The 21977-nt window shown below is 45.4% G+C and carries 15 protein-coding genes and 1 pseudogene; all 16 read right to left on the bottom strand.

Annotated elements, in window-relative coordinates; all coding sequences use genetic code 11:
- Positions 1-224 precede the first annotated feature (224 nt).
- A complete protein-coding gene (locus PXH68_RS08185) occupies positions 225-626 on the bottom strand; it encodes a Mini-ribonuclease 3 (RefSeq protein ID WP_248028260.1) in 402 nt (133 codons plus the stop codon).
- Entirely contained in the window at positions 619-1962 is a 1344-nt protein-coding gene (gene cysS, locus PXH68_RS08190; protein ID WP_248028259.1) for a cysteine--tRNA ligase, read from the bottom strand. The genes PXH68_RS08185 and cysS overlap by 8 nt, the downstream gene beginning before the upstream one ends.
- Before the next feature lie 8 nt (positions 1963-1970).
- Entirely contained in the window at positions 1971-2147 is a 177-nt protein-coding gene (locus PXH68_RS08195; protein WP_248028258.1) for a hypothetical protein, read from the bottom strand.
- A 31-nt stretch (positions 2148-2178) separates the two neighbouring features.
- A complete protein-coding gene (gene cysE / locus PXH68_RS08200) occupies positions 2179-2796 on the bottom strand; it encodes a serine O-acetyltransferase (protein ID WP_248028257.1) in 618 nt (205 codons plus the stop codon).
- Positions 2797-2849: 53 nt separating this feature from the next.
- Complete coding sequence (pnp, locus tag PXH68_RS08205) at positions 2850-5069, bottom strand: polyribonucleotide nucleotidyltransferase (protein WP_172049436.1); 2220 nt, start codon at positions 5067-5069, stop codon at positions 2850-2852.
- Positions 5070-5282: 213 nt separating this feature from the next.
- Positions 5283-14978: a beta-N-acetylglucosaminidase domain-containing protein gene (locus PXH68_RS08210; RefSeq protein WP_248028256.1), complete on the bottom strand. Its 9696-nt coding sequence runs from the start codon at positions 14976-14978 to the stop codon at positions 5283-5285.
- A gap of 565 nt (positions 14979-15543) precedes the next feature.
- Complete coding sequence (rpsO, locus tag PXH68_RS08215; RefSeq protein ID WP_002938849.1) at positions 15544-15813, bottom strand: 30S ribosomal protein S15; 270 nt, start codon at positions 15811-15813, stop codon at positions 15544-15546.
- A 206-nt stretch (positions 15814-16019) separates the two neighbouring features.
- Positions 16020-17297 carry a uracil-xanthine permease family protein gene (locus tag PXH68_RS08220; protein WP_248028255.1) on the bottom strand — a complete coding sequence of 426 codons (1278 nt, stop codon included), beginning with the start codon at positions 17295-17297 and terminating at the stop codon, positions 16020-16022.
- Positions 17298-17516: 219 nt separating this feature from the next.
- Positions 17517-17990, bottom strand: a complete 474-nt coding sequence (locus tag PXH68_RS08225) for a DUF6773 family protein (RefSeq protein WP_248028254.1) — start codon at positions 17988-17990, stop codon at positions 17517-17519.
- Positions 17971-18189, bottom strand: a complete 219-nt coding sequence (locus PXH68_RS08230; RefSeq protein WP_024378860.1) for a helix-turn-helix transcriptional regulator — start codon at positions 18187-18189, stop codon at positions 17971-17973. The genes PXH68_RS08225 and PXH68_RS08230 overlap by 20 nt, the downstream gene beginning before the upstream one ends.
- 141 nt (positions 18190-18330) lie before the next feature.
- Positions 18331-18840, bottom strand: coding sequence for a hypothetical protein (locus tag PXH68_RS08235; RefSeq protein ID WP_248028253.1), 510 nt, complete (start codon positions 18838-18840; stop codon positions 18331-18333).
- Positions 18841-18922: 82 nt separating this feature from the next.
- Positions 18923-19033: pseudogene (locus PXH68_RS08240) on the bottom strand (nuclear transport factor 2 family protein); the annotation flags it as partial.
- Between the two features lie 28 nt (positions 19034-19061).
- Positions 19062-19805, bottom strand: a complete 744-nt coding sequence (locus PXH68_RS08245; RefSeq protein WP_248028252.1) for a hypothetical protein — start codon at positions 19803-19805, stop codon at positions 19062-19064.
- A 67-nt stretch (positions 19806-19872) separates the two neighbouring features.
- Positions 19873-20766 (bottom strand): ribonuclease D, encoded by an 894-nt coding sequence (locus PXH68_RS08250; RefSeq protein ID WP_248028251.1) that lies wholly within the window; start codon positions 20764-20766, stop codon positions 19873-19875.
- A gap of 32 nt (positions 20767-20798) precedes the next feature.
- Positions 20799-20924, bottom strand: a complete 126-nt coding sequence (locus tag PXH68_RS08255; RefSeq protein WP_316715641.1) for a hypothetical protein — start codon at positions 20922-20924, stop codon at positions 20799-20801.
- Positions 20925-21012: 88 nt separating this feature from the next.
- Positions 21013-21963, bottom strand: coding sequence for a helix-turn-helix transcriptional regulator (locus PXH68_RS08260; RefSeq protein ID WP_248028250.1), 951 nt, complete (start codon positions 21961-21963; stop codon positions 21013-21015).
- Between the last annotated feature and the right edge of the window lie 14 nt (positions 21964-21977).

The following is a 21977-nucleotide window of genomic DNA, read 5'->3' on the forward strand; positions in this document are numbered from 1 at the left end:
CAAATTCAAGTGGTTTGTCCAGTTATTAATATGTAAAAAATAGATGAAAAACATACATTCCTTACAAATAGACTTATATTTATTAATGCATCTTCAAAGTTAGAAAGATATAAGAAAAATCTGGCAATATATACTTATATTTATAAGAAGAAATGAATAAAATCACAGAAAGCGTTTTCTTCAAAATCTTGTCAAAAAAGACAAAAAAATAAGGCTAGATAGCCTTATTTTGTCATATCAATTGTCTCAATACACCAGCCCACCAGTTCATCCAGGCGTTCCATCTGCTCGGTCATATGCAAATAGCCCAAAACCGCCTCAAAACCTGTGGACATCCGATAGGTGACCACATCCGCATTCTTGGCCTTGGTGTGGCTATGGCTATTCCTCCCCCGCTTGTAGATTTCTTCCTCTTTTTCGGTCAATAGCTGAGCTTCTAAGAGGGCAGAAATCAGGCTTGCCTGAGCCTTGGCCGAGACGTATTTGTTAGCCTCACCGTGCAATTGATTGGGCTTGGTCAGCCCTTTGAAGATCAAGTGCCGTCTGATATACATGGAATAGACAGCATCCCCTTCAAAAGCCAGGGCAATTCCATTGATGAGATTGACATCTACTGCCTTAGTCACGTGCCCACCTCACACCATCTTTGGTATCCAAGAGCTTGATGCCCTGGGCTGCCAATTCATCACGAATGCGGTCAGCCGTCGCAAAATCTCGATTGGCACGCGCTACTTGGCGCTCTTCTATCAAGGCTTCGATCTCGCTATCCAAGACTTCTTCTTCAAAGACAATACCGAATACTTCTAGCATTTTGCCAAAGGCTTCTTTTACAGTTTCATCGTAGTTGCCTGAGTTGATCCATTTGGCAAAGTCAAAGATAGCCGTAATCCCATTTGCCGCATTAAAGTCATCATCCATGGCTGCTTCAAAGGCTGCCAGATGTAATTCAAGAGCTGACTTATCCACAGAGTTTTGCACAGGTTGTGTATAAGTATTTTTCAGATATTTAAGATTGATTTCCGCATCTGAAATAGCCTTCTCAGTGTAGTTGAGTGGACGGCGGTAGTGCTGGGTCGATAGAAAGAATCGCAAGACCTGACCGTCAATTTGTTCCAACATATCATGGGCTGTCAGGAAATTGCCCAAGGACTTGGACATCTTCTCATCGTTGATATTGAGCATGGCATTGTGCATCCAATAATTCGCAAAAGTCTGACCAGTCTTGCACTCAGACTGGGCGATTTCATTGGTATGGTGTGGGAACTCCAAGTCCGCACCCCCACCGTGAATGTCAATGGTAGCTCCCAAAATCTCTGTCGCCATAACCGAACACTCGATATGCCAACCTGGACGACCTGCTCCCCAAGGACTTTCCCAAGACACTTCGCCTGGCTTGGCAGTTTTCCACAAGGCAAAGTCGAAAGGATGTTCTTTCAGCTGACCTTCTCCCTCAACCCGACCAGAAGCACCAGCCTCCAAGTCAGACAGGGTTTTGTTGGCCAAACGAGCATAGTTTTCAGCCTTTTCCACACGGAAATAAACATCCCCAGCCGCCTCGTAGGCATAGCCCTTGTCAATCAAGACCTGCACAAAATCAATGATTTCATCCATATAGTCGATGACACGAGGATTTTTGGTAGCAGGTTTGACACCCAGTTTTGCCACATCTTCCTTGAAAGCTACGATAAACTTATCAGACAGTTCCTTGGTTGTCATGCCAGCTTCATTAGCAGCTTTGATAATCTTGTCATCCACATCCGTAAAGTTAGAAATGTAGGTTACATCAAAGCCACGGTATTCAAAGTAGCGACGGATGGTATCAAAAGCCACGACACTACGAGCATTTCCGATATGGATATAGTTATAAACCGTTGGTCCGCAGACATACATCTTGACCTTGCCCTCTTCCAAGGGCACAAAGTCACGCAAACTGCGGGTCATGGTATCGTAAATTTTTATCATGCTTTCTCCTACTTTTTCTTCCGCTGGATCCAAAGCAAGACCAGTCGGATCACCCAAAAGATTGCCAAGGCAGCCCAGATATGACCGAGCCCATAGGACCCCCGGCTATAATTTAAAACAGCCAACACAATGGCCAAAACCAAATTGACTGGATAGAGCCAGTCGCTTCCTTTAAATGCTTTCATTTGTTACTCCTTTTGCCCCCTTGGTTCAATCCTACAAATGCGACGAATGGTGACTGGCTTCTCTCAGCTCTGCCAGTTTGGTGGTGTAGTGTTCACGCCCATCTTCCATGTCATGAATGATCTTCTCATCTTTTTGACCGTGTACACGGACAATTTTAGCTGGCATACCGACCACTGTCACATCTGCTGGAACATCGGCTAGGACAACGGCAGCTGCACCCACTTTAGCATTTTCCCCAATCTCAATGGGGCCAATCACTTGAGCATGGGCAGAGACAAGGGCACCTTTTCGAACGGTTGGATGGCGTTTACCCGTATCCTTACCCGTTCCACCAAGCGTTACCCCGTGGTAAAGCATGACACCAGACTCAATAATAGCTGTCTCACCAATAACCAAACCAGCTCCGTGGTCAATGAAGACTCCCGAAGCAATCTCGGCGCCTGGATGAATCTCAATATTGGTCCAAAAGCGCCAAAATTGGCTGTGCATCCGAGCCGGGAGTTTAAAGCCTTTTTTCCACATCCAGTGGGACAGACGGTGGGCAGCCAAGGCCTTGACACCTGGGTAGGTCAAAAGAACTTCCAAGGTCGTCCGTGCTGCCGGATCTTTTTCTTTTACAATCTCAATGGTGTCCTTCCACCACCCCATAGTCACTCCTTCTAGCGAGAAGACAAGCCCGCTACCGAACTTGTCTACTCAGCTTATTTCTTTTCAACCTTGTGGAATTTGAATTCACCAAAGTTGTTATCTTTTTTCTCTTTGTTGTCTTTGTGACGGCGTGGTCTGTCAGAACGCTCACGTTTTTCTGGCTCCACATAACCTTCTGGTTTTGGAAGAAGAGCCTTCATAGACGCATCGACACGGCCCTTGTCGTCAATCTTGATGACCTTAACATCGACAATATCGCCAATTTCAACTAGGTCTTCTGGTTTATTGACACGAGTCCAAGCCATTTCAGAAACGTGGACCAGGGCATCTGTCTTGTCAAAGAGGTTGACAAAGGCACCGAATTTCTCCAAACGAACCACTTTTGCCTGGAAGACTTCATCCACTTTTGCTTCACGAACAAGACCAGCAATGATTTCTTTTGTGCGCTCAATTGCAGCACGATCTGGTGAGAAGATCGCCACAAGACCGTCTTCGTCGATATCGATTTTCACGCCAGTTTCTGCAATAATCTTATCGATGGTTTCGCCACCCTTACCGATGACAATCTTGATTTTATCCACATCAATCTTGATAGTGTCAATCTTCGGTGCAGTTGGTGCCAAGTCAGGACGAACTTCTGGGATCGTCGCTTCGATGACATCAAGGATTTCAAAACGTGCCTTCTTAGCTTGTGCCAAGGCTTCTTCCAAGATTTGCGGTGTGATACCGTCAATCTTGATGTCCATTTGAAGGGCTGTGATACCGTCACGGGTACCCGCCACCTTGAAGTCCATGTCGCCAAAGTGATCCTCAAGACCTTGAATATCGGTCAAGACGGTATAGTTGGTACCGTCTGAAATCAGACCCATAGCAATACCTGCAACTGGTGCCTTGATTGGTACACCACCTGCCATGAGGGCAAGGGTACCAGCTGTGATAGAAGCCTGCGATGAAGAACCGTTTGATTCCAAAACTTCTGCTACCAAGCGGATAGCGTAAGGGAAGTCTTCCAAGCTCGGTAAGACTTGCTCGAGAGCACGCTCTCCAAGAGCACCGTGACCAATCTCACGACGACCTGGTGCACCATAGCGACCAGTTGAACCAACTGAATATTGTGGGAAATTGTAGTGGTGCAAGAAGCGTTTCTTGTACTCATCGTCCAATCCGTCGATGATTTGGGTTTCACCCATTGGAGCCAAGGTCAAGACTGAAAGTGCCTGAGTTTGACCGCGTGTAAAGAGGCCTGATCCGTGAACGTTTGGCAAGAAGTCCACTTCTGCATCCAGCGGACGAATCTCATCGACACGGCGTCCATCTGGGCGGACCTTGTCTTCTGTAATCAAACGACGAACTTCTGCATGCTCCATGAGTTCCAAGATTTCATGGACATCCCGCATGATGCGGTCAAATTCTTCGTGTTCAGCGTATTTTTCTTCGTAGGCTGCGATGACGGTTTCACGAACGGCATTGGTCGCATCTTCACGGGCCAATTTTTCTTCTACCTGCACCGCTTTTTTCAAATCGTCATTGTAAGCTGCGACAATCTCTGCCTGCAATTCTGGATCCACTTGAAGAAGCTCCACATCTGCTTTTTCCTTGCCGACTGCTGCCACGATTTGATTTTGGAAGTCAAGGAGTTCTTGAATAGCCGCATGACCTTTGAGGAGTGCCTCCAACATAATGTCTTCTGACAATTCTTTAGCGCCAGACTCTACCATGTTGATGGCGTCCTTGTTACCAGCTACTGTCAAGTCAAGGAGAGACTCTTCCATCTGAGCCTTATCAGGGTTGATGATGAGTTCACCATTGACATAGCCGACTTGGACACCTGCGATTGGGCCGTTGAATGGAATATCTGAGATTGCCAATGCCAATGAAGAACCAAACATAGCTGCCATTGGAGCAGAAGCGTCTGGATCGTAAGAAAGCACTGTGTTGATGACTTGGACTTCGTTACGGAAACCTTCCGCAAACATTGGGCGGATCGGACGGTCAATCAAACGAGCGGTCAAGGTCGCATCAGTTGACGGACGGCCTTCACGCTTCATCCAGCCACCTGGGAATTTCCCAGCAGCGTACATTTTCTCTTCATAATTGACTTGGAGGGGGAAGAAATCACCCGTCGCCATTTTTTTTGACATAACTGCCGCTGTAAGAACTGTGGAGTCGCCATAGCGAACGACCACCGCACCGTTGGCTTGTTTGGCAACCTGGCCAGTTTCAACGACCAATTTTTTGCCAGCAAAAACCGTTTCAAATACTTGTTTTGACATGAATGTTCTCCTAATTGTTAGTTTACGTGTTTTCTACAAAGTTCAACCCAATAGTATTACTGGATTCAGCTTTGCACAAAACCACGTATCCAGTCTATTTTACCATATTATTTCCTTTTTTTCCCATAGAAATCCCTCTTCTAACGAAAAAATAAAGAAGACCAGACTAGGGTCTGATCTTCTTGCTTCGGGAAGAGATTTGGGGCTATCCCCTTATTCTTCTCTGCGTTTTGCACGCGCAACCAAGCCAAGTGTCGCAAGTACACTGAGCCCTGTAAGGAGATAGGACTGGTCTTGACTGCCTGTTTCTGGCAACTGAGCTTGGGAAACAGCTGCTTTGGTTTCTTGAACGGTAGCTGATTGGCTAGCAGCTTGTGGGGCTAGCGGTTTTCTACCAACTTCTAGGATTTCATCCTGTGCTTCTTCCAGTACCATGGTATGGACAATGCGCTGGGAAAGAACAACCCCATTCTCAGTGACTACCTGAACAAAGACACGCTCTCTGCCTGCTTTTCCTGCCTGTACCAGGCGGGTCACTCCGACTGGCAAGTCAGGATTGTCAAGCACTTGACGACCATAGCCACGTTCTCTTTCGAGAATATCCAGGCGTGGTTTTTCATGAGTCAGAGATAGGAGGCCACTTTCTGGCTTCACAGTCCATACCCACTCATCTGAACCTGGCTGACTTGTCTCACTGCCTGGCGTTGGCTGATCTGGCTGACTTGTCTCGCCGCCTGTTGTTGGTTGATCTGGCTGGCTGGTCTCACCGCCTGGCGTTGGCTGGTCTGGCTGACTTGTCTCGCCGCCTGTTGTTGGTTGATCTGGCTGGCTTGTCTCGCCGCCTGTTGTTGGTTGATCTGGCTGGCTGGTCTCACCGCCTGTTGTTGGTTGATCTTCAATTGGAGTTTCTTGATCAATTTCCGCATGATAAGTAGATAACTCATAGAACTCTGGACGTCCACCAGTCCATGACAGGTCAAGATCCAGCAAGTGAGCTACATCTTGTCCCAGGACAAAGGTTTGAAGACTATTGGTTACTGCCCCCAACTCAACCCATTCAGGACCAGCATCTTGGCCTTGGCGAATCACACGAGCTCGTAACTGGACACTGGATCCTGCCGGAAGACTAGAAATCAGCTTCACATGGTTGACCCCTGTCTTTTCAGATAGGTGGTAGACGAGGTGCCCCTGATCCTTAGCCGGTTTGTAGGAGCTGAGTACCTTGCGGTCCACTAAGTTGGTGTAGAGGTTCTCGGCTGCTTCACCACCATCTCCTGTCACAGTTGGATCATTGATGGTTTTGACAAATTCACTATCATTGATGACCATTTCTGTGAAGCCTACGAAGCGGTAATCGTAGTTGGCGGTGAAATAAATGCGGAGGTACTTAGCATTGACAGGTGTTTCCAGGCTACCTTCGATATAACGGTTGCCTGGCAGGTTAGAATCATGTGTCCAACCGTCTCCCAGAGAATCATCCCTCGAAGCATTGGCCTGACCATCTCCAACTGTCACAATATCTACCCAATCCTGGCCGTTTTGGCTGACCTGAATCTTGCCATCACGGAGGTAGTTCTTGGTGCCATCTTGGATATAGGCACGGATCTTACGGATTGGTCGTTGCACACCTAGTTCTAGGACAATTTCACCCCCCTGGCGTGGAACATCTGCGAATTCGACAAAGTTATTGTAGACTCCATCAAAGAGTTGACCTAGGTTCTTAATCCGACGAACATCATTGTTGCCATAGACTTGGTTAATGCCTAAGGTAGTTGATTTCAACTTATCTGGATGGATTTCCTTAGTTTCAACCAACAATTCTGAACTACCAAGATTTTGACTGGTCTGCCCCTTGTTTATCAGTCGGATATAGCGAGCCAAAGGTTGCTCGGACAACTGGTCAAGCTGGTACCATTCAACTGCGTTTGGTGAATAAACCAAATCCAATTGACTACCTGTTGCTTGCAAGGATTCCAACTCATGGAGGCGGTCTAACTTGATACCAACAAAGTCGCCTGGCGCTAGCTGAGTAGTTGCAGGCAATGGTAGACGGTAGGAACCAAGTGTCTCAAAGACTGGACTATTTTCCAGACTGGCGATACTTGTTTCAACCATATCTCTGCGTCCTTCATTGGTCTCTACTGAGAAGTCCTTGATACGCCACCATTTTGGCAGGTTTTCCGTATTGCGCACACGGATGTATTGGGCTTCAAATTCTTGACTGACTTCTTTCAGCTGCTCGCCAGAAAGGGAAGTAAGATTGGTCCAGTCGGTTCCGTTGACAGAGTATTCCAAGACACCTTTGTTAAGTTTGTCCCCTGTTCCCTGTGCCAAACGAACCTTGCTGATTGGTTTCACTTGGCCTAGGTCGAGCTGTACCCAAGCTTCGGCAGGTGTGGTATCTCGTTGAGAACCAGCAGTATCAGCATTAGCAAACATTGCTTCTGTCGCATCATTGCCATCTTTGATTTGGGCTTCACTGGTTTGCCCCTTGTAAACCAAATTAGTACTGTGGGTAATGGCCACACTTGTCTGGCGACTCGCTTCTAATGGCTTGTTGACAGCAATATCACGAATACCAAACCAAGTATTGGCCTTATCGCTTGTCGCAATCATCCGCACCGCTTTGGCCTTCAGGCCCAAGTTAGAGAAGGTTATGAGAGCTTCACTACCTGTGTAAGTATGACCTGGGATTGGCAGCCATTCTCCGTCTTCTGTCTGGTATTGGATAGCTGCGGCTGAGAAGGTGTCACGCAGGTTGCTGACAGCTCCCATGGCAAAGGTCAAGCTGTCCAAATCGATGGTCTTGTTGAATTCCAAACCAACATAGTCACCTGTCGAAATGGTGTTTGGATTCTTGAAGAGGAGTTGAGTCGATAGGTCACCGTCTAGGATATTGGCTACACTTCCTTCTGCTCCTGAGCGATTGGTGATCAAGCGGCTATTGATGCGGTCTGGATAGAGCTCTGACTCGACTTGACCTGCAAGGAATTCCAAGAGGTGCAAGATAAATGGTCGGATATGCTGCACGCCCAGCTCTGCTTTTTCATAATGGTTCACATACCAGAAGGTATAGCCTTTGGACTGTTCATAGAGACCAAGACCGCGGTTATAGTGGTTCCAAAGCTGGTCTGCCTGGTCACTTCCGATAAACTCGGTCGCTGTCAAAAGGGATTCTAGGGCATCCATCTGGTCAATGGTATTGTCTAGCCAGTAATGAATCTGATTGCGCATCAACTCATTGCCAGACTCCTTATAGAGTTGGGCTGCGGCCTTCAATTTAGCAAATTCCGCCCGTAATTGGCGACGGTCTTCTGTCAGATCCTCTCCCGCTTCCAACTTGGTACGAAAGGCAGTCAGTTTCGGTGCCAATTCAAGGGATTCTTCCAATTTCACCACACGGCCATCCATATTTTGGTTGATCATGTGTTTGCCCAGTTCTCTAAAGGCAAGGGAGGTCTCCGAATCGGTAAAGCGGCCTGTTTCAACAAAGTTGAAGGCAATGTCATTGACACGTTTGGCAGCTTCTTCTGACTCCCAGATATTCCATGTGTATTCAGCAGCAGAGAAGAGAGCGATCTTAGATGGCTCTGATTGCTGCATTGGGTTGAGCATGATACCACCAATTAGGCTGGCATCAACATTTGGCTGCAGGAATTTTTCACCGCCACCAAGAATCAAGTGCTCTTTGGAGTTATCTGTACATGGCCAGTTGATCCAGAGTTGAACAGGACGATAGGTCTTGCCTCCCTGACTCAAATTGGTGCTCAAGGTTGTCAGGAACTGGTTGGACACTTGTCCCCAGATACGGCCACCTGTCACTGTCAGGCTAGCACTTTCAGGAAGATTTTCATTGAGCGAACGCAATTCTGCCTCATCCCCGTCTCCCCAGTATTCGTGCGGTACAAAGATCATCTCCTTGCGCAAACCAGTATACTGAGCCTGCTGGCTTTCCAGCCATTGGGTCAGATCCGCCATGAGACGGTTGTAGCTTGCAAATCCGCCTGCTGGATGACGGGCATCGTCTGCCAGGATACCGAATTCTCTCACACCAACGCCCATCAATTGGGTAAATTTCCGCTTGATAACTTCAAGATCTTCACGATAGTGGTTGTCGTCACCAAAGCGTACGCTATTATGCATGAATGGATGGAGGGTCCAGACATAGCGGGTCTTGTTTTGATTCCCCACACGCGCCATCTGACGAATTTCTTCTAGCTTGTCTTCTGGATAGAGTTCACGCCAGCGGCTGTTGTGGTATTCATCATCTTTTGGTGCAAAGAAATACTGGGTCAGCTTGAGGTCACCACCGTAGCGCATCAATTCCATGCGGTCAGCTGTACTCCAAGGGTTGCCATAATAGCCTTCGATGAAGCCACGGTTTTTAATGTCTGCAAAGTCTTCTACATCTACTTCACGCAGAACTGGAGCCGGACTGTCATTGAGCATGTGCTTCAAGGTTGTCAAACCAAAGAAGACTGCATCTGTGTCCTTACCAATGACTGAAATAGCATTGTCTTTGACCACCAAACGGTAGGCATCAATCTTATCAAAGAGCTGGGCAGTACGTCCTGCATTAGCCTGATGGCTTTGGGCAAAACCAGCCTGACCATGAATACCAATGTAGATATTGGTTGCACCTTCCACCGCACTTGTGCTGGTTGCATACGAAATCTGGTGGGCCTGCAAGGTATCTTTGAGACGGTTACGGGTATAAATATCCACTCCTTGACCAATGACCAGGTTGACACGGCCATTTAGGGCTACCAGTCCATTGCCATAGGTCACAGTTTGAGGGGTAGGAAAGACTTGATAGTTCTTATTGAGATAGTCCTCGCTTGCCAAGGCCACCGCAATCACTTCTGCACTAGCTGGGCGAGTCGCATCGAACCGATCCGCAGTCTCAATCGTTCCATCAGAGACTGTTTCTGCCTGACCTGCTCGAATCGTAAAGTTAAGGGAGACAACTCCAGTATAGCGGCCCAAACCGGTCACTCGGATACTTGCCCGACTGCTTGTGCCTACTTGGCCGATATTGTCACTATAATCGAGATGGTAGTCTTGATTTTCAACCAGGTCAACCCCGTTGACTCTAACTGTCGGCTTCGGTGTCAAGGCTTGACCTGTATAGGCATATTCTTGACTTGCTAGGCGGACATGGTCACTTGTCAGAGCAACTGCTTCTACTTGACCCAAGTATTCGCTGACACGGATCTCACTGACAGACATGAAGCGATTTGGACGGCCACCATCTCCCAAGGTATTGACAGCCTGTAACTTGATGTAACGAGCGCTAGTTGGATCAAAACTTACCTCCTGCCAATCACGATTATTCTCATCAAAGCTACCTGTTTTCACAGATGTCCAAGTACGGTTGTCTGTACTCACTAAAATGTCATAGCTAGCGACCTTGCCGTTTGGACTTCCATCCTGACGGTGGCGGTAAGCCAGACCATTGAGCTGGCGAACTCGGCCTGTATCAACTGTTAACCAGAGGTTGCTGATATCTGTTCCTGACCAGGCAGAGTGCCAGTGGCTGTTCAAGTTAAAGTCTTTGGCATTGTCCACTGCTTCGCTGGCTCTATTTTCCACAGAACCCGCAGTAAGGGTCATCTCCGACCGCTCTATATAGTTGCGGCCTTCTGTTGTCGGACTATCTGGAACAAAGGTCAGAGTATAGGTTTCTGACTGGCTACCGTCCTCAGATGAGGTAACGATTTTCACCGTATTATCAGCTGTTCGCAGAACGGTCACTCCGACATTATTGGCACTGTTACGAGCTGTGATATCCCCACGACCTGATACTGTCATGTTGTTGGTGATGGAGGCACCGCGGAGGACTTGGTTGCCGATTTGAATCTCATTGATACTAGCATCACTCGACTTGACAAATGCCTCAAGGGCCGTCTTCAATTCCAGCTCAACAATACCGACAGACGGTTTGCGACCAGATAGAACCTCGTCAGAATTTTCAACTGTCACCTTAAAGATTTCAGCTGAAACTGGCCGATCCAAGCGATAGGTTACCTTGGTCAAGCCGTTGACTGGTTTTGTCTCTGTCACGCGATGAGCGGCAACTGTCGCTTCTGCGCTAGAACTTGTCTGATAAGAGAAGGTTACTGACTTAGGCTGACGAAGAGACCAGTTGTCTCGGTGGTAGTAGATGGACACTTCTGCGATGTTTTGCGCAGTATCGTATACAAAGCTAAGCGTCGCTGTTTTGCGGTCTGCTTGGGCGGCATCGTAATTGGACCAGATGGTTTCGTTTGCTCCACCATCGTTGTTGGCAGAAGCCTGCAAACCACCGTCAACAATAGCCATCAGGGTATCCGACTGAAGATTTTGCGGGATATCCTGCTCGATACGGGTTGCTTTTGGTGCAACGTTGCCCCCGATAGTGACCGCACGGTTGCCCACACGCACCTTAGCAATTACTGGAAGTTGATCACCCAAAACATTTGCAACCCCACGCACCTCGATGACCCCTTCTGTTCGCAACTGGTCGTCACTTGGTTGGGTCCAAGTCACTGGGAATTGCGATGAGAGCAAGGTACCGTCTGCCAAAAAGGCTTCGACCATTTGTGGTAAAACCAGAGGTGACCCGATTTCAACCGCGGTGGCTACATTTTTAATTGCCGCAACCTGATCGATGACAGAAATCAGCAAGGATACATCCAAATCCAGGTCTGCAACACGAGCACGAGCTGTCACCGTGTCTTCTGTTGCCAATTTTTCTCGAATAGCAGCCTTATCAAAACTGACAGCCTTCTCGGCCTCGCTACCATCTTGGAAGCGAACTGTCACGCTGGTTGGCAGATTCACTTCTGCTCCACGTTTGATATAAATATTTTTAGATAATTTGTATTCCTTAGCCTTGTTTGCCGCTTGGTCTGCCTGACCTGTCACTGCAAATTCAACCGTTGAAGCAGTCAACCCATCTGCACTCGCGGTCACAGAAACTGTACCGCTAGCACCCGTCATCTGGACAATAGCCAAGACCTTACCGGCAAATGCCTTGCGGTTATCTGCCTGATAACTTTGATGGTCCATAGCATTTCCGTTATCCATGGCTACCAACTTAGCTGGTCCGCTGACAGAAATGGATACAGGGTTGGCAGCATTGACAACGAGATTGTTATTGGCATCAACAACATCAATCTCGATATAAGCTAGAGAATGGTCTGTCACAGCTTGATCCACCTTGGCAACCTTGGCAAGGAGCTTGCTGGCTGCACCAAAGGTTGAATGCTGACTGCTACCGACAGTCTGTTCAATCACATTTCCCTGAGCATCATAGGCAATGGCCTTGATGGTGCCTGGCTGGTAGTCAACCTGCCAGGTCAGATAGAGATTCTTATGAGGGGTGCTACTCTTGTCTGCACCGTTGTAAATTTTGTACTTGTAACCAGCATCTGTCGTAACTTCTGTGAATTCCTTGGTTCCTAAATCACGCTGCGTTCCATCTGCGGCAATGTGAACCAACTGCACCTTGGCTGCATTGGAATAGACGACGACTTCAACACGGTTGTTGCTATCTTTCTGTAAAACTGCGTCATTCCAAGCAGGAAGGACATGGAGCGTCGTGTCGTCTTGTTTCCATTGGCTCCGGTAGAAATAATAGGAATCTTTAGGGAAGCCCGCCGTATCGACAATACCAAAATAAGAGCTCTTTGGCGCTGGCCAACCATGTTGGGTACCTGGACCAACTCCATTCCACGGAGTTGGTTCTCCAAGGTAGTCAAAACCAGTCCATACAAACTCACCGGCTACAAAATCCCGTGTGATAACATCATACCAGGCCTGACTAGCTGTGTGCCCCCAGTTAACATGGCTCTGGTCATAGGCTGTCCGCTGCTTGTCTGAACGACTGGCATTGCCTTTGATATTGTAGACCCCACGGCTATTGACAGATGAAGCCGTTTCTGAACCATAGATAATCCAGTTAGGATGGTTGGCTTTGCTTTCGTCGTACTTGCTACCATCGGCATAGTTGTAACCGACAATACCACGCACCGTCGCATCGTTTAAGGCATTACCCATACCAACCGCGATCCGATCCCCATGTTTGAGTTTGTTGTCACCGATAGTAGCCGGACGGGTTGGGTCAACTTCATTGATCCAGCCAATCAGACGATTGATGACCGATACATAATTGCTAGCACTACCGCTAATTCCTTCAAGCACTTCGTTTCCTGTTGACCACATGATGATGGACGGATCGTTGATACCGCTCTTGACCATCTGTTTCACATGGAATTCCGACCATTGCTGGTCCTGGGCACGGGCACCGACTAGGTTTTCTGCTGTTGTGCCAATTGTACGATTGAAGAATCGAGAATAGTCATTAACGTTGGAGTTTTTCGGCCGTTCCCAAGTATCAAATGCCTCATCAATCAAGAGCATGCCCATTCGATTGGCAATGTCTTTCATGGCACGAGCGGCTGGGTTATGGGTCACCCGAACCGCATTGACACCCATCCCTTTGAGAATTTCAAACTGGCGTTCAATGGCATCGTAATAGGCACGAGCTCCTAAACCGCCCTGGTCATGGTGCATGGAAACCCCTTGTAACTTGAGCTTCTCACCATTTAACTTAAAGCCAGAAACATTGTCGAATTCAATATAACGGAAACCTGTCTCCTGATCCCGACTCTGTACTACTGTTGCACCATCAAGAATTTCCGTCCGTACGATATAAAGATGTGGGTTGCTGACAGACCAAAGTTTGAGGTTGTTAATATCAAACTCCGTGCGAATCTTGCTACTGGTTTGGCTAGAAATAGTCGTCAAACTGCTGGTTTTCTCAGCTACCTTTGTTCCGACCTTGCCATCTGCCAACCGCTCAAAGAGGCTTGTTCTCACTGTAACAGCCGCAGACTGACTACCAGCATTTTCTAATGCGGTCACAACTTCTACCCGACTAGCTGTACCTTGACCAGTCTTCGACTCCTTGAGGTTGGGACTGGTCACAACCACTCCGTACTCCGCCAAATGAACCTTAGGTGTCATATTGAGATGGACAGAACGGTAGATTCCGCTTCCTGAATACCAACGGGAACTTGGAACAGGGTTAACAACCTTAACTGCAATGATATTTTCTTCATTTGCCCGGACATGGCCTGTCAAATCAAAGGTAAATGGACTGTATCCATTTGGATGCACTCCTAAGGAAGTCCCGTTAATGAAGACCTCGGTCTCCATATAAGCACCATCAAACTGCAATTCAACACGACCTGCCGCAACCTCTTCTGATACGGTAAATGCCTTGCGGTACCAGCCAGTTCCGCCTGGCTTGTAGCCACTCTCAGCCTCACCCGATTGGGTATAGTCCTGAATCAAACTAAAGTCGTGTGGCAAATCCAAAACCTGCCAGCTTGAATCATCAAACTGCTTGGCAGATGCACCAGCAGTCTCCCCCAAGCTAAATTTCCAGGCTTGATCGAAATTGACCTGTTGGTCCACCTGGTTATAATGGTGGATGGTCGTCCAGCTAGCTGGCGCCACAACCTGATCTTGGGATTGAGCTGTTGCTTCTCGAGTCTCACCACCCTCACTCTCATTCGCTTGAGGAAGGTCCGCTGCAGGTGCCAACATCGGCTCTGCAGCCACTGCTTCAAGTGCTTCAAGCTCTGTCACAGACTCTGAGCCATCATCTTGCCCCACCTCTCCCCCTTCGGAAAGAACTGCAGGTGTTTCTTCCACAGCTTCTTCCTCTGGAATGACCGGCAATTCTTCTGTCTCATCGGTCACCAATTCTAAGGATGGATCACTCGCCTCTACTGTATTGGCCTGAACCATCTGACTGCCGAACAACATACAACCCACAACAACAGAAGCTGTACCAACACTTAGCCTCCGAATTGAGTAGCTGTATCGCTTGTCAAACAAGTCTTTTGAACTACGTTTCATCTAGTCCTCCTTTACTATTTTTCGCTTATGTAAGCGCTTGTAAACTTGTATCAAGCATATTATACCTCTTTTTTTCTTGTATTTCAATATATTGATATTTTCAAAACCAAGCGTAATAGAAAACAAAAAAAAAGAACCTGAAAACAGGTTCTTTCTGAATTGTTGACACGAACTGCGTTCGCTTCATTTCCAACCTCCAACAGTCTATCCCCAGACTGTTGGAGCGAACTAAAAGTCTGGCAAACTTTAGAAGTCTGGGAAGAGACTTCTAAAGGTCGTTCCTCAAAGAGGATAATGGAACAAACAGGCTGCTTGTGTGCTAAGGCGCACTGCGATGAATTCCTATTTTTGCTGGACTTTCTTAACGCTCTCACATCTTGAGCAGTCGAACACAGCCTAAAAACTCGGAAAAGAACGGGAAAACAAAAAAAGCCTGAAAACAGGCTCTTTCTGAATTGAGTTCGAGCTAAAAGTCTGGCAAAAAAGATAATTCAGCTTGTGTGCTAAAGCACACTGCGATGAATTCCTATTTTTGCTGGACTTTCTTGACGCTCTCACATCTTGATTAACGACGGAGTCCGAGTGAGTGAATCAATTCACGGTAACGGTTTACGTCTGTGCGGCGTAGGTATGCCAACAAGTTACGACGGCGACCGATTTTTTTCATCAAACCACGGTAAGTTGCGTGGTCTTTTTTGTGTTGTTTGATGTGGTCGTTAAGGTGGTTGATTTCCCAAGTAAGTACTGCTACTTGAACTTCAACTGAACCTGTGTCGCCTTCATGACGAGCATATTGTGCCATGATTTCATTTTTTTTCTCTTTTGAGATTGCCATAATCGTTCTCCTTTATTTTTGAGCCAAATCCGAGTGACAGGTTGGCGACCTGCAACCAAGAAAAGGCTAGATTTGTCCTTTTGGACCTCATTTATTCTATCAAGGAATGGCTCTTTTGTCAACTGATTTGAGAAATAGCTGAGCTGCTCTGCTATTTTCAAAAAAAGCCAGCCGGAGCTGACTTTCTGCTATTCTTTCAAATTTACTTACTCAGCCTTTTCTGCCTTTGGCAAGATGAGGTTGAGGACGATGCCAACAATGGCTGAGAGGGCTGTACCTGAAAGGGTGATGGCACCGATGTTAAGCACTGCACCACCGAGGCCCAATACTAGCATCGAACTTGCAATAATCAGGTTGCGGACTTGACCGAAATCAACACGGCTTTCAATCAAGACTTTCAAACCGTTTGAGGCGATAACACCGTAGAGCAAGATAGACATACCACCAAGAACGGCACTTGGAATGGTTGAGATAAGGGCTGTAAATTTACCCAAGAATGAGAAGGCAATGGCAATCAAGGCTGCGTTACGGATAACGGACACTGATGCGATGCGGGTCATACCGATAACCCCTGTGTTTTCACCGTAAGTCGTGTTAGCAGGTCCACCGATAAAGGCTGATACGGCAGTCGCCACACCGTCACCAATCAAGGTACGGCTGAGACCTGGATCCTTCAAGAACTGGCGGCCACAGATTTGGCTTAGAACCGTGTGGTCTCCAATATGCTCTGCGATGGTCACCACTGCGATTGGCAAGATGGCAATCATTTCCGGACCAAAGTAGAAATTGTAAGATTTGAAAGCACCTGTTTCAAATGGTAGGTAGAAACCTGGCAATTCAAACCAAGCAGCTTCCAAAACAGGTTTGAAATCAACTAGTCCAAGGAAGATGGCAATCACATAACCACCGACGATGGCAATCAAGAAAGGAACAATCTTGGCGAAGCCTTTCCCTTTGGTATTGACAAAAGCCGCAATCAAGAAGGTTGCAATCGCCACGACGACGTTTTTCCAGTCGCCGTCTGCAACGAAGCCTGCCGAAGTCACGGCAGAGTTGGCGAGACCCAGACCGATAACGATAATCATAGGTCCGATAACAACTGGTGGCAAGAGACTGTCAATCCACTTGGTGCCGATAACTTTAACAAGTGCAGCAATCAAGACATAAATCAAGCCGACAAAGAGAATACCTGTCTGCGCAGCTGACACATCGCCGCCCATTTCCTTAATGGCGAGGGCCATAGCTGAGATGTAGGCGAAGGAAGAGCCCAGGTAAACCGGCACCTTAAACTGTGTCGCTACTTGGTAAATCAAAGTCCCGACACCTGATGCGAAGAGGGCAACCGAAACTGGCATACCGAGAATCAAGGGCACCAAGATTGTCGCTCCGAACATAGCGAACACGTGCTGGAAACTCAACAAAATCCCTTGCAAGGGTGCTGGTTTCTCATGGACATCAAACAAAAGATTGGCTTTTGTACTCATAAATCTCCCATTCTGGGTACGCAAAAAGACCCAGACTTTCTAAATATACATAGTCATAGGCCCTTAATTGATTTTCCTGTTGTCTTTCTCACCTCACGGGATGAGTTTAAAAACCTACGCTTTTGGTATTGTAGCATAAAGAGGAAGTTTTTTGCAAGGAATTTTGTAAATTTTTATTTTTTAGGAAAATGGCAGAGCAGGAAAGGCGAACTCAATTGTCTATCCAAGCTCTTCTTCCAACTCTTTTTCCACCTGCTTCTGACGGTAGGTATTTACCCAAGATACTATGTTCAGCAATAACAGAACAAGACAGGTCATAGAAATAAAGAATATTAAAACGACTGCCCAAAAATGTCCATCCCAAATACCAGTATAATGATGACCATAGGTCTGGTAATTGGTCCAAGCTATTACAATTGTTGTGCCACCAATTATCCCTCCTAGATAAAGGTAACCTTTCCAAGCAGGCCCCCGTTCCATATCTATCCCCTTCTTCCAGTAACCGTAAAAGAGATAGACCGAAACTACCAACATGGCAAGCAGTTCAAAAACATAGGTATCAAACGACCATTTTAAGACAAGGCGCTTGATGAGAAATGAGAGAGGCAAAAGAAAATTCATAGTCCTGCCTACCCAGGCAAAGACTTGGTTTTCTTCTTGTCGAACACGCTCATCAGTCACAATTTTTTTCATTAGTTGGTTCCTCCCAAAATAATTGATCTAAACTTTTCCCTAAACAGTGGCAAATCGATAGACAGAGACTAAGACTGGGATTGTATTTCCCCGCCTCAATCAGACCGATTGTCTGGCGGGTCACTCCGATAGCCTCCGCCAAGTCCCCTTGGGTCATGTCTTTTTCTACACGAGCCAGCTTAAGCCGTATGTTCTTCATATCATAGCCATCTTCCTTTAGTATTTTTATAGTTATATTATACACTATATTTTCTATTTTGCAATATATATATTACATTTTGTTTGGTTTTTTTAACAAAAAAGAAGGCAGCCTTGCCTTCTTAAAATATTTAATCTTGACTTATCCCACACTCTTAATCCGTTTCTTAATCTTCTGACTAAACTCAATCATCCTCCGCTTTTCGTCTGGCCATATTTTAGTCACACGGTCCACGGCAATAATAAACACAATGACCACCGCATAGTCTTTGGCACTATCAATCACACCTAGGTTTTCCAAAATAGTCAAGAGCAGGTAAAAGCTAAACAAGATGGTCCGTTTGGGCAGAGCCATCAGGAATTCAACTCCAGCCTTGTAGCCCAGATAAATCTGCCGATTGAGCCCTCTGGCTTTTTCCAAACGACGATTTAGAAAGGAACGGATACGACTATAAAACCAATCGGACGTAAAAAAGAGGGACTGAATGGCGATAGCAATAAGCGCCAGATTGTTAGCATGTTTTTCAGTCATACCAGACACTCTGGCAATGATGTAGGTCCAGTCCCCATTATCAATCCACATCCAAATCGAAAGATATACAACAGCACCTGCTACAACAAGCAAGGGAAGAGCTCGAAGGTATTTGAACATGAACAACTACTCCAATCTGTTTTTTTCTATTATCAACCGAGAAGCTAAACAAGTCAAGAAAAAAGAAGAGAAAATTCCCTTCTTAAAACTTCCCTAAATTGGTCAAGTCTTTTTTATCTGGCATGACTTCCTTGTTGTCCCAGTGCTCGACAATGAACCTGTCTTTGAGGCGGAAGATGTCAAAGTGGGCGTAGTCTTAGACAATATTATTCAGTAATAGCTTATTGCGACCTATGCTTGAAAATAGTAGCCATAAAGGTTGCAAAACTCTCGTGACTCGGGTCCGTTTGTTGAACTTGTTCGAGTAGATTGTTATAAAATTCTTTATCGCTCTTTTTGGATATTGAGACAAGCTTCTTCAACAGTTTGATGAGTTGACTTGTTGACGCCTCACTATCATAGTCCATATCATAGAATCTTTGATAAGCGTTATCATATACATTCTGTTTCTTTTCCTGATTTATTTCTTCTTCCCTGTCTAAGAGTTGCTGATAAGTAACTTTTTGAGCTAACCAATCATTCTCAAAAGTAGTCAATAGTCTTCCAGTAGTATTTTTCTTACCATAGTAGAGCTTAATAAGCGGAACTATATCCATCCAAACAACTTCAAGCAAAATTTTGACCATTCGATTTTTAAAAACGATTAGGTGACCATCACCCCACAAATAAACTCGAAATCCTTTTTCTTTGAGTTTCGCAATGTATTCTTCAGTAGGTAATTCTGAATCCGAATCAACAACGATATACTTTTTGAGCCATTGTGGCAAACGAGGGTCATCAATCTCCCATGAACCACTTAAACTTCGTATTTCCTTCGTTCTTGTTTCGTCTCTTTCAAGACGACCAGGAATTTTTGTCCAAGTAGTTGTATATCTTTCAACTATATTTCCGTTTTGGTAATATTCATTTTGGAAACTTTCATACTTGGTACTTTTTCTTCGTTCTATTTTATAAAGTAGCCTCATACCCTCTCCTTTATCTGTACTTTTTATGAGTTGATTGATTTCCAATACTCAGACATCGTTAAACTCATTAATACAACTTTTCCCACTGTGTTATAGAAGCAGGCAAGACTGCCTTATACTGATGATAAAACTCCAGTAACTCACTTGGCGTAATAACAACGAGGTTGTTCAAATTCTCTGCGTTTACAATTGTCGGGGCATATAGAAACACCTCATACCCATCCTGTAAAAAGTCAATGAATTGCAGGGCATCCAATGGAGCAGCTTTTCTTCCCTTTACCTGAACAATTGCTTTTTTAGGCTGATCTGTATTTCGAGAAAGGAATTCACACTCGACCTTAATAGTTGTAGATTTTCGAGCAATTGAATTGGATAAAACATAGTAATTATACTTGATTTGGATAAAAGCTATCACTAATTCCTCCAAGTCAAAATCAGGTAAGTTGTCCAGTAGATTTCCTTCTAAGTGTGAAATCTCATAATAATTTTCGTTAGAGAGTTCGTTATAAACAGCTTTAGAATACTCAATAATGACTGATTCTCGAATTCTTTGTGCCGTTCCTGCGTTAGCTCTATTAAATGTTGCTTTGATCTGTCCAGGAACCTGCGTTCCAACTTTAAAGGCTTTGACGGGTAACAACGCCCCATAATCTAAACGGTGGTCTCGCTTCATCGCCACAGGACCTGTTACCCGACAGATCCAATAATTACCATCTAAGTCACGTGTCCAAAATAAATCATCAAGGACAGCGTCCTTAAAAATATTCAGGACAGTATTCACTCTATTCGAATCTTGACGAATACGATCGTAGTATTCAGAAAAAGTTAGCGATTTATTTTCTCCATAAATACGACTCCAGCCAATCGCAAGAAATTGCTCGTCTGATTTTAGGCAAAAGTCAATCAATTCATTACGAAATTCTGTATCTGTTTTCAAATTAATTCTTGCTACGTATTCCATATTCTTACTAGCTCCATTCCTATCCTTACAATCTATTTGTTCTTCAAAACAACTGTTGCATTCGGAATCATTTTCGCATGCATTTCCGCGGCTGTTTTATCATAAAAAGGTCCTGCAACGACATTCCCAAATTGATCGACTACAATCCATTCTTGCATTTACTTCTCCTCCTTTCAATTAAGAATTCACTATCTATTTGATACATTCATTCTAATACATAGGGTGGACGAATAATGTCCTGCTCTTCTAATTTTTATAGTTTTCTTGCATATTTTTGATAAAATGCTTCATATCTTCTACAAGCGAATTTGGAGAAAGCACAGTTAGGGCATCAGCCTGGCTCAGCAACCAACGTTTTAAGCCTAGTGTGTCTTGACTGACAAGTTCAATCACATTGCCCTCTGAGCTTGTTTCGATAATCCTTGCTGTCGGAAATTGATCCAAGACAATGGTTGGATCATAGCTAAATCTGACTCTTATGGTTCGTTCCCGTCCCATAAAAGAATCCACGCGCTTATTCCGTACTTCACCGTCTCGAAACTTTTTGCCATAAGAAATATCCGGTTTCTTCTCAGTCGAAACTTTCCACTCTAAAATCCGATCTAACTTTAAAGTCATATAGGAAGAATGTTTTAGATTATAAGCTACAAGGTAAAAGTAATGACTATCGTAATAGAGTGACACAGGAAAAACCGTGTGTTTCTTTTCTATATTGTAGGGAGATTGGTAGCGAATGTCTAATACCAATTCCTTACGAATGGCCTCTGACCATTCCCAAATCTTATCGATCCTGTTTTGAGTATCTGAAAGCGGGGCATAGTTTAAGAGTTCACTGGCGATAATGGCTGAAATTTCTTTCTGCTCATCTTTCGATACTAGTGCTAATAAGCTATCTAAAACAGCCTTGTTTTCTTCCGTATTCAAAGCACGATTTTCCAGTAAAATCTTAGAAATGGTCAGAATTTCCTTTTTGTTAAAAAGAGACTTCCCTTTTAAGAAGCGAGTATGATGCTTGGAATCATAGGCTAATTCTGCTGCAATCATCGGCTGACTTTCGATAAATCCTCCTAGAAGGGCAAAATCTCTTTGAATAGTCTTCTCACTAACCCCAAATTCATCTGCCAATTGTGATTTTTTTAGATGCGCCCCTGATTGTAAGCGTAAAAATATTGTAAGTAATCTTTCCTGATCGTTCATAGAAACCTCAATTC

The sequence above is a fragment of the Streptococcus sp. 29896 genome, from assembly GCF_032594915.1.
GTDB classification, from domain to species: domain Bacteria; phylum Bacillota; class Bacilli; order Lactobacillales; family Streptococcaceae; genus Streptococcus; species Streptococcus suivaginalis.